This window comes from Mesorhizobium sp. M0208, assembly GCF_040322015.1.
In the GTDB taxonomy this organism is placed as follows: domain Bacteria; phylum Pseudomonadota; class Alphaproteobacteria; order Rhizobiales; family Rhizobiaceae; genus Mesorhizobium.
Genome location: NZ_JAMYSP010000001.1, coordinates 77425 through 89168, shown reverse-complemented (window position 1 = coordinate 89168; position 11744 = coordinate 77425). Strand labels below are relative to the sequence as shown.

Annotated in this window: 12 protein-coding genes; 9 read left to right on the top strand and 3 right to left on the bottom strand. The window is 61.8% G+C overall.

Annotated elements, in window-relative coordinates:
* Positions 1 to 368: 368 nt before the first annotated feature.
* The 6 genes from cyoA (at position 369) to NKJ17_RS00420 (ending at position 6213) form a co-directional block, all read left to right on the top strand.
* The gene (gene cyoA / locus NKJ17_RS00445) at positions 369 to 1292 is read left to right on the top strand and encodes a ubiquinol oxidase subunit II (protein ID WP_352507028.1); all 924 of its coding nucleotides are present in this window, start codon (positions 369 to 371) and stop codon (positions 1290 to 1292) included.
* A gap of 2 nt (positions 1293 to 1294) precedes the next feature.
* Positions 1295 to 3301 (top strand): cytochrome o ubiquinol oxidase subunit I, encoded by a 2007-nt coding sequence (gene cyoB / locus NKJ17_RS00440; protein WP_352507029.1) that lies wholly within the window; start codon positions 1295 to 1297, stop codon positions 3299 to 3301.
* Positions 3302 to 3306: 5 nt separating this feature from the next.
* The gene (gene cyoC / locus NKJ17_RS00435) at positions 3307 to 3936 is read left to right on the top strand and encodes a cytochrome o ubiquinol oxidase subunit III (RefSeq protein ID WP_254816355.1); all 630 of its coding nucleotides are present in this window, start codon (positions 3307 to 3309) and stop codon (positions 3934 to 3936) included.
* Positions 3933 to 4361 carry a cytochrome o ubiquinol oxidase subunit IV gene (cyoD, locus tag NKJ17_RS00430; RefSeq protein WP_352507030.1) on the top strand — a complete coding sequence of 143 codons (429 nt, stop codon included), beginning with the start codon at positions 3933 to 3935 and terminating at the stop codon, positions 4359 to 4361. The genes cyoC and cyoD overlap by 4 nt, the downstream gene beginning before the upstream one ends.
* A gap of 281 nt (positions 4362 to 4642) precedes the next feature.
* On the top strand, positions 4643 to 5830 hold the full coding sequence (locus tag NKJ17_RS00425) for a DUF3182 family protein (RefSeq protein WP_352686280.1): 1188 nt from the start codon (positions 4643 to 4645) through the stop codon (positions 5828 to 5830).
* Between the two features lie 155 nt (positions 5831 to 5985).
* Positions 5986 to 6213, top strand: a complete 228-nt coding sequence (locus NKJ17_RS00420; RefSeq protein WP_352507032.1) for a hypothetical protein — start codon at positions 5986 to 5988, stop codon at positions 6211 to 6213.
* A gap of 40 nt (positions 6214 to 6253) precedes the next feature.
* Here the strand turns inward: NKJ17_RS00420 and NKJ17_RS00415 are convergent, their stop codons facing one another.
* Both NKJ17_RS00415 and NKJ17_RS00410 read right to left on the bottom strand, forming a co-directional pair.
* Positions 6254 to 6577 (bottom strand): hypothetical protein, encoded by a 324-nt coding sequence (locus NKJ17_RS00415; RefSeq protein WP_352507033.1) that lies wholly within the window; start codon positions 6575 to 6577, stop codon positions 6254 to 6256.
* A 207-nt stretch (positions 6578 to 6784) separates the two neighbouring features.
* Positions 6785 to 7222 (bottom strand): Lrp/AsnC family transcriptional regulator, encoded by a 438-nt coding sequence (locus tag NKJ17_RS00410; RefSeq protein WP_352476949.1) that lies wholly within the window; start codon positions 7220 to 7222, stop codon positions 6785 to 6787.
* 128 nt (positions 7223 to 7350) lie between these two features.
* Here NKJ17_RS00410 and rocF point away from each other — a divergent pair, with 128 nt between their 5' ends.
* Both rocF and ocd read left to right on the top strand, forming a co-directional pair.
* The gene (gene rocF, locus NKJ17_RS00405; RefSeq protein WP_352476948.1) at positions 7351 to 8271 is read left to right on the top strand and encodes an arginase; all 921 of its coding nucleotides are present in this window, start codon (positions 7351 to 7353) and stop codon (positions 8269 to 8271) included.
* A 3-nt stretch (positions 8272 to 8274) separates the two neighbouring features.
* Positions 8275 to 9342, top strand: a complete 1068-nt coding sequence (gene ocd / locus NKJ17_RS00400) for an ornithine cyclodeaminase (RefSeq protein WP_352507034.1) — start codon at positions 8275 to 8277, stop codon at positions 9340 to 9342.
* A 16-nt stretch (positions 9343 to 9358) separates the two neighbouring features.
* Here the strand turns inward: ocd and NKJ17_RS00395 are convergent, their stop codons facing one another.
* On the bottom strand, positions 9359 to 9520 hold the full coding sequence (locus NKJ17_RS00395) for a hypothetical protein (protein ID WP_254815787.1): 162 nt from the start codon (positions 9518 to 9520) through the stop codon (positions 9359 to 9361).
* A gap of 270 nt (positions 9521 to 9790) precedes the next feature.
* Here NKJ17_RS00395 and NKJ17_RS00390 point away from each other — a divergent pair, with 270 nt between their 5' ends.
* Complete coding sequence (locus NKJ17_RS00390; protein ID WP_254815786.1) at positions 9791 to 11740, top strand: PrkA family serine protein kinase; 1950 nt, start codon at positions 9791 to 9793, stop codon at positions 11738 to 11740.
* Positions 11741 to 11744: the final 4 nt, after the last annotated feature.

The window sequence follows — 11744 nt, the reverse complement described above, 5'->3', positions numbered from 1 at the left end:
CACGTCGCAGGGAGCGGACTAAATGGACCAACCATGGGCGCGGCCATGAATCGGTTTGCCGCCTTGGCATTCGCCACGTTTCTGGCGATAACTTCGATCTGGATACTGTTTCTGGTTTTTTAGGGATTTGGTTCTGGTTTTCTTAGGATTTGGCTCTGGTTGCTTGGGATTTGCCGCTGGTTTTTAGGATTTGGAGGGGTTCTCGACAGGTCGACCGCTTAACGATGACATCCGCCGCATGTGGTTCTGCGAGCCGGGGCCCCGTGCGTGAAGAAACTGTCGCCAGGAGCACACCGGCGCGCACATTCGGGGTTGGCAGCCACGCTGCCTGCAACGTTCAATCGGTTTTCAGGACACGGCGAGATCTCATGTTGCTGAGGGCGATCGTTCGAAATTGTGCGGCCATCCGTGTTGGCCGCGTCGGCGCGACGATGCTGCTGGCCGCGCTGCTTGCCGGCTGCCAGGGCGGCGTACTCGACCCGCAAGGACCAGTCGGCGCCGCGCAGCGGACGATCCTGCTCAATTCGGTCGCCATCATGCTGGCCATCGTCATCCCGACGATCCTGGCGACACTCGGTTTTGCCTGGTGGTTCCGGGAAACCAACACAAGGGCGCAGTACCTGCCGGGATGGGCCTATTCCGGGCGCATCGAACTGGTGGTCTGGTCGATCCCCATCCTCGTCATCCTGTTTTTGAGCGGCATCATCTGGATCGGGTCGCATGACCTCGATCCAATAAAGCCGCTGGATTCCCAGCAAAAGCCGCTCGAGGTGCAGGTCGTCTCGCTCGACTGGAAATGGCTGTTCATCTACCCCGAGCAGAATGTCGCGAGCATCAACCAGCTTGTGGTGCCGGCGGGCAGGCCGGTGCATTTCTCGCTCACCTCGGCAAGCGTCATGAATGCGTTCTTCGTGCCTCAGCTCGGCGGCATGATCTATACGATGAACGGCATGACGACGCAGCTTCACCTGCAGGCGGATCAGCCCGGCGAATTCTATGGGCGGTCGGCCCATTTCAGCGGCGACGGTTTTCCAGGCATGCAATTCGTGCTGCATGCCGTCGCAGCGGATGCCTTCGACGCGTTCGTCAATTCGGCGCGAAGCCAGGGACAGGCACTCGACAAGGTCAGCTACCAGGAACTAGCCAGACAGAGCATCAACGTGCCGCCTTCGACCTATCGCTCGGTCGAGCCGGACCTTTTCCATGAAATCGCGACGCAGGGCGTTCCGCCCGCGCCCGGTCCCCAGGCCGGTCGCGCCGAGCCGAGCGTATCGTCCAAGACAGGAGGCTGACAATGCTCGGAAAATTGAGCTGGGACGTCATTCCGTTCGATCAGCCTCTGCCGATGATCGCCTCGGCGGTCGTCGCCCTGGCAATCCTCGGCGTGCTGGCCTGGGTCTTCCTGGCCGGCCATTTTCCCTATCTGTGGCGCGAATGGATCACCAGCGTCGATCACAAGCGGATTGGCGTGATGTACGTGCTGCTGGCGCTGCTGATGTTGCTGCGCGGCTTCAGCGACGCCGTCATGATGCGGTCCCAGCAGGCCCTCGCGTTCCAGGCGCCCGGCTATCTGCCGCCCGACCACTTCAATCAGGTCTTTTCGGCCCACGGTACCATCATGATCTTTTTCGGGGCGATGCCGTTCGTCATCGGCCTGATGAACCTGGTCGTGCCGCTGCAGCTCGGCGTCCGCGACGTTGCCTTTCCAACGCTCAACTCGGTGAGTTTGTGGCTCACCGCCACCGGCGCGCTGCTGGTCAACATCTCGCTGGTGATCGGCGAGTTTGCGCGCACCGGATGGCTGCCCTATCCGCCGCTCAGCGAGACCGCCTACTCGCCGGGCGTCGGTGTCGATTACTATCTGTGGGCGGTGCAGATAGCGGGTGTCGGAACGCTGCTCACCGGCATCAATTTCGTCACCACGATCCTGAAGATGCGGGCGCCCGGCATGAGTTATCTCAGGATGTCGATGTTCTGCTGGACTTCGCTCGCCGCCAGCCTGCTCATCGTCGCCGCGTTCCCGATCCTCACAGCCACGCTCGCGATGCTGACGCTCGACCGCTATTTCGGCTTTCATTTCTTCACCAACGAAGCCGGCGGCAACATGCTGATGTTCGTGAACCTGATCTGGGCCTGGGGCCATCCCGAGGTTTACATCCTCGTCCTGCCGGCGTTCGGCATCTTCTCGGAGGTCATCTCCACCTTCTCCAGCAAGCCGCTGTTCGGCTACCGCTCGATGGTGGCCGCGACACTCTTCATCTGCATCGTTTCCTTCATGGTGTGGCTGCACCACTTCTTCACGATGGGCGCCGGCGCCGACGTCAACGCTGCGTTCGGCATCGCCACCAGCATCATCGCTGTCGGTACCGGCGTGAAGATCTACAACTGGATGTTCACCATGTATGGTGGCCGCATCCGCTTCGCGACCCCAATGCTGTGGTCGCTGGGCTTCATGGTGACGTTCGTCATCGGCGGCATGACGGGCGTGTTGCTGGCGGTGCCGCCGGCCGATTTCCTGCTCCACAACAGCCTGTTCCTGGTGGCGCATTTCCACAACGTCATCATCGGCGGCGTGCTGTTCGGCGCCTTCGCGGGATATACCTACTGGTTTCCCAAGGCATTCGGTTTCCGGCTGCACGAGGGCTGGGGCAAGCTGGCCTTCTGGCTGACGCTGATCGGGTTCTACGCCACCTTCGTGCCGCTCTACGCCGTCGGCCTGCTCGGCATGACCCGCCGCATGCAGCATTTCGACGTGCCGGCCTGGTATCCCTGGGTGCTGGTTGCGGGCGCCGGCATGATCATCACCACCGCCGGCGTGGTCGCGCAGATCATACAGCTCGTCGTCAGCATCCGGCAGCGTGCGGCGCTTCGAGATTCCACAGGGGATCCCTGGGACGGGCGCTCGCTGGAATGGGCCACGCCCTCGCCGCCGCCGGTCTTCAACTTCGCCGCGCTTCCGCACGTCGAGGGCGAAGAGCCCTACTGGAGCATCAAGCAGCGGGCACGCGAGCAAAACCGCCTGCGCGACGAGCCTGAATACGAGCCGATCGAGATGCCGCGCAACAGTCCCACCGGGTTCATCTGCGCCTTCTTTGCGACCGTGATGGGTTTCGCTCTCATCTGGCACATCTGGTGGATGGTGGCACTCGGCGCGCTCGGTGCTTTCGCTACCTTCGTCGTATTCGCATGGCGCGACAAACCCGAATACGTCATTTCTGCCGCCGAAGTCGCCCGGATCGACCGCGCCAACCGAAGCGCGCGCCGCGAGGCACTGGCTACCTACACGGGGCCAAGGCCATGACCGCGATGGACGTTCGAGAGCGTGACCCTTACCGTATCCATGGCGGGCACGGCCATGCACTCGGCGGCCCGGCCCCGATCCGGATCGTCGTCGGCTATGGCTTCTGGATCTTCCTTCTGAGCGACATCGTGATGTTCTCCGCCTTCTTCGCGGCCTATGCCGTGCTGGCGGGCAAGACGGCGGGCGGACCAAGCGGGGCCGAGCTGTTCAACTTGCGCAACGTCGCGATCGAGACGGCCGCTTTGCTGTTGTCGAGCTTTACCTGCGGTCTCGCCGGCCTTGCCGTGACAGCGCGGCGAAGCTCCTGGTTCTATGTCGCGATGACTGTTACCTTCGTGCTCGGCGCCAGCTTCATCCTGCTCGAGTTGCGCGAGTTCGTGCATATGGTTGCCAGTGGTGCCGGACCGACGCGCAGCGCTTTCCTGTCGGCGTTCTTCACGCTGGTGGGATGCCATGGCCTTCACGTCACGGCGGGGCTGCTGTGGCTGCTCACGATGATGGCGCAGATCTTCGCCAAGGGATTCCGCGACGATATTCTTCGGCGTTTCATGTGCTTCAGCCTGTTCTGGCACGCCCTCGACATCATCTGGGTCGCGCTGTTCACCGTGGTCTATCTCCTGGGAGCAAGTCGATGAGCAATGCGGACGATCGCCACGCGCAACGGCGCGACACCCATGGCCTGGAGCGCTACGACATAGATACGGCGCCGGGTGACGAATACCTCGGCGACACCGACGTCGGATCCGGGCTACGCGGCTATGTGATCGGCCTCGGGCTGGCAACGCTGCTGACCATCGCCTCGTTCTGGTTGCCCGGAACCGACCTGGTATGGGCACCCGGCATTCCGGTGGCGCTGGTCGTGCTGGCGATCGCCCAGATGGGCGTGCATCTCGTCTTCTTCCTGCACATCACGACGGGACCGGACAACACCAACAACGCCCTGGCGCTTGCCTTCGGCGTGCTGATCGTAGTTCTGGTGATCGGCGGCTCGATCTGGATCATGGCCAATCTCGACCACAATTTGATGCCGATGAACGCGATCATGAACATGAACCGCTGATTTAGCGATTATTCCGGCCATCGGCCGCAGTTCATGCGACAGCGAACTCCGGTCTCAAGCCCGTTCGAATGTGCCGACGAGGTCGGCGTCTCCCAGGACGTGTGGGGCGGCCTCCTTCAGCACGTCGTCCACGGCGGCCTTCTCGCCGGGACGCAGCGTCTCGACGTCGACCGCAAGAAGCTCCGGGCAGCCACCTGGTCAAACCCGCAGCCGGCCGTTGGCCGGAACATTCGCCGCGTCAACGGGTTTTTTTGTTCGGACGCATTGCCGCGGAAACGGCAATGGGCTCGGCAATGGACGAAGGGCGCGACATGACCGGGCTAAGCGGTAGGCAACCAAGCGGGGCGAAAGGTGTTGTGGTCGCATTCTCCGCGCCGGGTGGCGAGACCATCTATGCCCACGAACGGGAAACCGTCGCTGCCGTCGCGCGCACGATCGCAGCGTTGAAGGGATTTTCCTTCCGCCAGGGCCTGCGTGAAGGTGGCGGTGACAGTGACGGGTTGTATTTCGTGCCGGACGACAGCCTGCTTGCTGCCGATGCGGTTCAACTGGGCATAAACGGGCCCGACGATCTCTTCGGCGGGGTGGTGCCCTGGCGCCTCGCAACCACCAAGGCCATAACCCACGAGCTGGTGGACGGATCGGCGGCACGGCCAAAAGAATGGCCCGTCGGCTTCGGCAGCGCCGTCGCCGCGGCCGTACTGCCCGGCTACACTGCATTTTCACGCCACGACGCGCTGCGCGCAGCGCAACGTCTGCTGGAGCTGGGGCTGGTCCGATTCAAGCCACCGCGCGCTTCGCGGGGCCGCGACCAGCACACCGCCGCGACAGTCGGCGATGTCGAAAGGCTGCTGGACCAATATCCATCGTCTGAGCTAAGCGAATACGGCCTTGTTCTCGAAACGCAGCTTCGCGACATCGTTACGCTGAGCGTTGGCAGAACCATGATCGACGAATTGTCGATCAGCTATTACGGCACCCAGCGGACGACGACCGACAACGACGGGCAGCCCGTCTACGGCGGATCCGATCTGGTTGTGGTGCGCGGCGGATGGGAGGCGCTGGATGGGCTGCGATTATCTCCGGCGGTGGGTTTGGCCGTGGCGCAGGCGAGAACCTATGACGCAGCGATGGATGGTTATCCCGGATTCTTCGCCTCGCGACGCAACTACGACATCGGCCAAGGTGTCGATTCCTCGGGCATCTGGCGATCGGGCGTGCTGGAAGCGAGCTGGCGGATCGGTGGCAGCAGCAGCGCCGAGCTGGCAGCGATGGACGCCATGAAGCGGGACCCCGACATGCAGATCGTGCATGTCTCCACCGTCAAGCAGTTCGGCAGCACTGCGCGGCTGCCGCCGAACGCAGCAATCCATTTCCACGGGGAGGATCCCGAGGAGGGTCAAGTCACGCGTTATACCGTCGTCACCCAGGCGATCCGAGGGCCGATCGGAGAAGCCGGCCGATTCTAGCCATGTCAGGTTGAAGTTAAGCACGCCTCCGGCAGGGAACATCCACCAATGGCCCGAGTTTGTTTCGAGCAAGGCAGCAAGTCAGAAAAGGCCCAGGCCCTGAAATGGGTGGCAGGCGTGCAATAGCGGCGTTGCCTGCAGGAGTGGTTACAGAAATGGCCATGCCAACCGTTTACGACAAACGACAGGATCCGGAAGGCCTCTGGGAGGTCTATGACAGCGAGAGCGACGAAGCCGTCGTGGTCGATGGCTTGCCGCTTTCCGGTCTCGACGAAAGCGAAGCCGATGAAGCGATTGAAAAGCTCAATCGCGGCGAGCTGACGTCGGACAACATCCCCGAGACAGCTCGGTCAGGGTGGCCTCCGACCAAGGGTGGATTGTGATGACGGCCTGACGGACGTCACCAGGCGATTGGTCGCGGATCTACGGCGAGGCCTTGACCCCGAGCTTGCGGGCCTTGTCCTCGAAGTCGTCACGAATGTCCTCAATCGTCGGCAGATGCAGTCGGCGCAGCTGGGCGTGCAACTTCTTGGCAGCGTCGGAATTCAGGTCGCGCCTGAAGTTGGTCGCGACCTCCTCGGCCGAGCCGTAACGGCGATAGCGCTCAATCTCGGTCTTCGTGGCCTGCTGGACGTGTTCGAGCGTCTTGCGCTCGGCATCGGATTTTCCGTCCGGTTTGGCCCGCATGACCGGGTTGAAGGCTTTGCTGATAACGAATTCGACCAGTTCCTGCTGGGCGTGAGCCATGATTGTTCTCCCTCGAAGGAGGCCTGTCCGGCCCAGAACGGTTCGTCGTTTCCCGGAAACGCTGACCCGCTCTATCTTTTCGTTCCGATGCAATTCCGAACGGAAAACCGTTCCACACTTTTACTGGAACTGCTCTAACCGCGGCGGCAATTGAAGGTTCCTTGGCGGATTTCGTTACCGCTGCAGGTCAAGCGCAGTTCCTCGAAGTCACAGCCGAGCCTTGGTGGTGCGTGGCGTTGCCAGGAGCAGGCTTGTTTCGCTGCCGGTAATTCCGGGGATCAGGCGGATACGTCTCAGCACGGCGTCGAACTCGCTCAGGGTCTGGGTTCCGAGTTCTATCACCAGATCCCAGCGGCCATTGGTGGTGTGGATGGTCGAGACCTCGGAGAAGCCGCCCAGCGCCCGGATGACGCGATCGGCGGCGTGGCCTTCGATCTCGATCATCATGATGCCACGCACGCGCTGATCGACCGCGTCGGCGCGCAGAATGACGGTGTAGCCGACGATGACGCCGTCCCTCTCAAGTCGCTCGATCCGGGACCTTACCGTTGCCCGGGAGACACCCAGGCCGACGGCAAGATCGGAAATGCTGCGCCGGGCGTCGTGCCGCAGAGAGGTGATGATCTGCTCGTCGAGCTGGTCCATGATTGCTCACAACGGAAGTAGATGATGTCACTATGGTAAGGCATTTCGACAAATTTGCCAATTTGACATGTTCATTCTGCCAGCGATGCGGGCTTCAATAAAGGCATCGTAATTGGCGGGGTATGAGAATGCATTGCACGATCGTGGGCGCACCGATCCAGGCCGGCTCAGGCCGCATGGGCTGCGAGATGGGGCCGAGTGCGCTGCGCACGGCCGGCCTGGCCACCGCACTGACCGAGCTCGGCCATACGCTGACCGACCTCGGAACGATCGTCCCGGCCGACATGCGTCCTGTCGTACACGGCAACGCGGCGGTGAAGGCGCTGCCGGAAATTGCCGCCTGGACGGCAGCAATCAGCGAAACGGCCTATGCCGCGAGCGCCGATGCGATGCCGATCTTTCTCGGCGGCGACCACAGCATTTCGGCCGGTACGCTCGCCGGCATTGCCCGCCGGGCCGCGAATGCCGGCCGGCCGCTCTTCGTGCTGTGGCTCGATGCGCACCCCGATTTTCATACGCTCGACACGACCACCAGCGGCAATTTGCATGGTGTGCCGCTGGCCTATGCCAGCGGGCAGCCCGGCTTCGAGGGCTATTTCCCCCGCCTTGCAGCGCAGGTGGACCCGGCTCGCATATGCGCGCTGGGGATCCGCAGCGTGGACCTGGCGGAAAGGGAAGCGTTGCGCAGAGCCGGCGTGACGGTCCATGACATGCGTTCGATCGACGAGCACGGCATTGCGCAACTGCTTCGCGCCTTTCTCGAGCGGGTGAGCGCCGCCAACGGCATGCTGCACGTCAGCCTCGACGTCGATTTTCTCGACCCGTCGATCGCCCCGGCGGTCGGCACCACCGTTCCAGGTGGCGCCACCTTCCGCGAGGCGCATCTGGCAATGGAAATGCTGCATGACAGCGGCCTCGTCACCAGTCTCGACCTAGTCGAGCTCAACCCTTTTCTCGACGAACGCGGCCGCACCGCCACGCTTCTGGTCGACCTGACCGCGAGCCTGATGGGCCGGCGGATCATGGACCGTCCGACGAGGGGGTTCTGAGCCATGACCGTCAATTTGAACATCGTCCCGTTCGTCAGCGTCGACCGCATGATGAAGCTGGTGCTTGCCATCGGCATCGAGCGCTTCCTGCTTGAGCTTGCCGCCTATATCGAAGAGGATTTCAGGCGCTGGGAGCTGTTCGACAAGACGCCGCGCATCGCCTCGCACAGCGTTGACGGCGTGATCGAGCTGATGCCGACCAGCGACGGGCAGCTCTATGGGTTCAAATACGTCAACGGCCATCCGAAGAATACGCGTGACGGCCGCCAGACCGTGACCGCTTTCGGCGTGCTTGCCGATGTCGGCAATGGCTATCCGATGCTGCTTTCGGAAATGACCATCCTGACGGCGCTCAGAACCGCCGCAAGCTCGGCGGTCGCGGCGAAATACCTCGCTCCAGAGGCCGCCAGGTGCATGGCGATCATCGGCAATGGCGCGCAATCGGAATTCCAGGCCATTGCCTTCAAGGCGCTGCTTGGCGTCGACAGGCTGCGTCTCTACGATATCGACCCGGCGGCCTCGGCGAAATGCAGGAAGAACCTTGCCGGCATGGGTTTCGACATCAAGCTCTGCGCGTCGGCACAGGAAGCCGTTGAAGGTGCAGAGATCATCACCACGGTCACCGCCGACAAGCGGTCGGCAACAATCCTGACCGACAACATGGTTGGATCCGGCGTGCACATCAACGCGGTTGGCGGCGACTGCCCGGGCAAGACCGAGCTGCATCGCGACATTCTGCTGCGCTCGGACATCTTCGTAGAATATCCGCCGCAGACGCGCATCGAAGGCGAGAGCCAGCAGCTCGATGCGGATCACCCGCTCACCGAATTGTGGCAGGTGATGACAGGAAAGGCAGCAGGCCGGACGGATGCCCGACAGATCACATTGTTTGACTCCGTCGGCTTTGCGATCGAGGATTTTTCCGCGCTGCGCTACGTCCGCGATCAGCTGCAGCGGACCGGCCTTTACGAGGAACTAGACCTTCTGGCCGATCCCGATGAGCCGCGCGACCTGTTTGGCATGCTGCTGCGCGCCGAAAAAGCGACCGGGCTGGCGGTTGCCGGCAGCTGAGCTGCGATCCCGTCGGTCAATCCTTCTTTTCCTGATACAGGCGCTCGGTCGCACGCTCGCTTTCCCTGCGCTCCGCCGGGCCGCGACGGCGCTGCGTGAGCAGGGCGTAGGCGATCAGGACTGCCAGCAGCAGTGGACCTCCTGCAACAACGAGCAACCACAAACTATTCCCAGACATCGACCGTCTCCTTTCCCTCACAACCGGAAAGGACCCGAACCGTTCCTCCGTCTTGTTGGATGTCGCCCGCAGGACGTGGTGCGATTCAGGATTTTGTGCCGCGAGCAGGACGTTCCACGCCTTGTCTGCACTCAGGATGCCCTTATCTAGACTCTTATCGTTCGGTCACATGCACTCTCTGCGAAGTGAAGGGAACCACAAGGGCTTTCCAACATTTGGTTGTTCAAGAGATAAACATGCAGCCACATCGGCTCCGGGGCTAGGAATACCATGCGTGAGAATCAATCCGACGTCTTCGATCTGTTTTCCGAGGTTTACAAGAATGCGGCGCAGGAGGAGATAAGCCTCCAGCAATATCTGCTTGCCTGCCGCGAGGACAAGTCGATGTACGCCTCAGCGCCCGAGCGGATGGTCGAGGCGATCGGCGAGCCGACTTTTGTCGATACCAGCAAGGACGAGCGGCTCGGCCGTATTTTTTCGAACCGGACGATCAAGATCTATCCGACCTTCGCCGACTTTTACGGCATGGAGGATACGATCGAGCGTATCGCCGGTTATTTCCGCTATGCCTCGCAAGGCCTCGAGGAACGCAAGCAGATCCTCTATCTCCTCGGCCCGGTCGGCGGCGGCAAGTCCTCGCTTGCGGAGCAGTTGAAAAGGCTGATGGAGCAGCGTCCGATCTATACGCTGAAGGTCGGCGGCCAGGTCAGCCCGGTCTTCGAATCGCCGCTCGGGCTGTTCGATCCCGACCGCATGGGCGACCTTTTGGAGGACAAATACGGCATCGCCCGGCGGCGGCTGACCGGCCTGATCTCGCCCTGGGCGGCCAAGCGTCTCGACGAATTGTCCGGCGACATCTCCAAATTCAGCGTCGTCAAGCTGATGCCGTCCAGGCTTCGCCAGATCGGCATCGCCAAGACCGAGCCGGGCGACGAGAACAATCAGGACGTTTCGGCCCTGGTCGGCAAGGTCGACATCAGGCAGCTGGAAAACTTCAGCCAGTCCGATCCGGACGCCTATTCCTATAGCGGCGGGCTGAACCGGACGACGCAAGGACTGCTCGAATTCGTCGAGATGTTCAAGGCGCCGATCAAGGTGCTGCATCCGCTGCTGACCGCCACCCAGGAAGGCAGCTACAACGGCACCGAGAATTTCGGCGCTTTCCCCTATCAGGGCATCATCGTTGCCCATTCCAACGAATCGGAATGGCTGCAGTTCAAGAACAACAAAAACAACGAGGCGTTCCTCGACCGCATCCTGGTGGTCAAGGTGCCGTATTGCCTGCGCGTCACCGAAGAGCGGCAGATCTACGAGAAGCTGTTGCGCGAAAGCGAACTGGCTAACAGCCCCTGCGCTCCGGAAGTGCTCGACATCCTCAGCCGGTTCACCGTCTCGACCCGCCTGGCCGAACACGACAATTCGCCGCTCTACACCAAGATGCGCGTCTATGACGGCGAGAACCTCAAGGAAACCGATCCCAAGGCGAAGTCGGTCCAGGAGTACCGAAACGCCGCCGGTGTCGATGAAGGCATGACCGGCGTCAGCACCCGCTTCGCCTTCAAAATCCTGTCGCAGACCTTCAACTACGACACCGAAGAGGTGGCCGCCGATCCGGTGCATCTGATGTACATCCTGGAAGAGGCGATCAAGCGCGAGCAGTTCCCGAAGGAAACAGAGGCGGACTATCTCGATTTCATAAAGTCGGAGCTGGCCACCCGTTATGCCGAGTTCATCGGCCACGAGATCCAGAAGGCCTATCTGGAATCCTACAGCGAATACGGCCAGAACCTGTTCGACCGCTACATCGCCTATGCCGATGCCTGGATCGAGGATCAGGACTACAAGGATACCGATACCGGCCAGATCCTCAATCGCGAGGTTTTGGACAACGAACTGTCGCAGGTCGAAAAGCCGGCCGGCATCGCCAATCCCAAGGACTTCCGCAATGAAGTGGTGAAGTTCACGCTGCGCGCGCGGGCCAGAAACCATGGCCGCAACCCGTCATGGACGAGCTACGAAAAGCTGCGCGAAGTCATCGAGAAGCGGATGTTCGGGCAGGTCGAGGACCTGCTGCCGGTGATCAGCTTCGGCTCCAAGCAGGACAGCGTGACGGAGAAGCGGCATACCGAATTCGTGCAGCGGATGATCCAGCGCGGTTACACCGAACGCCAGGTTCGCCGGCTGGTGGACTGGTACATGCGGGTGAACAAGGCGGGTTGAAGCC

Coding starts and splice junctions, on each gene's coding strand:
- cyoA (WP_352507028.1), top strand. CDS start 369: ATGTTGCTGAGGGCGATCGTTCGAAATTGTGCGGCCATCCGTGTTGGC.
- cyoB (WP_352507029.1), top strand. CDS start 1,295: ATGCTCGGAAAATTGAGCTGGGACGTCATTCCGTTCGATCAGCCTCTG.
- cyoC (WP_254816355.1), top strand. CDS start 3,307: ATGGACGTTCGAGAGCGTGACCCTTACCGTATCCATGGCGGGCACGGC.
- cyoD (WP_352507030.1), top strand. CDS start 3,933: ATGAGCAATGCGGACGATCGCCACGCGCAACGGCGCGACACCCATGGC.
- NKJ17_RS00425 (WP_352686280.1), top strand. CDS start 4,643: ATGGGCTCGGCAATGGACGAAGGGCGCGACATGACCGGGCTAAGCGGT.
- NKJ17_RS00420 (WP_352507032.1), top strand. CDS start 5,986: ATGGCCATGCCAACCGTTTACGACAAACGACAGGATCCGGAAGGCCTC.
- NKJ17_RS00415 (WP_352507033.1), bottom strand. CDS start 6,577: ATGGCTCACGCCCAGCAGGAACTGGTCGAATTCGTTATCAGCAAAGCC.
- NKJ17_RS00410 (WP_352476949.1), bottom strand. CDS start 7,222: ATGGACCAGCTCGACGAGCAGATCATCACCTCTCTGCGGCACGACGCC.
- rocF (WP_352476948.1), top strand. CDS start 7,351: ATGCATTGCACGATCGTGGGCGCACCGATCCAGGCCGGCTCAGGCCGC.
- ocd (WP_352507034.1), top strand. CDS start 8,275: ATGACCGTCAATTTGAACATCGTCCCGTTCGTCAGCGTCGACCGCATG.
- NKJ17_RS00395 (WP_254815787.1), bottom strand. CDS start 9,520: ATGTCTGGGAATAGTTTGTGGTTGCTCGTTGTTGCAGGAGGTCCACTG.
- NKJ17_RS00390 (WP_254815786.1), top strand. CDS start 9,791: ATGCGTGAGAATCAATCCGACGTCTTCGATCTGTTTTCCGAGGTTTAC.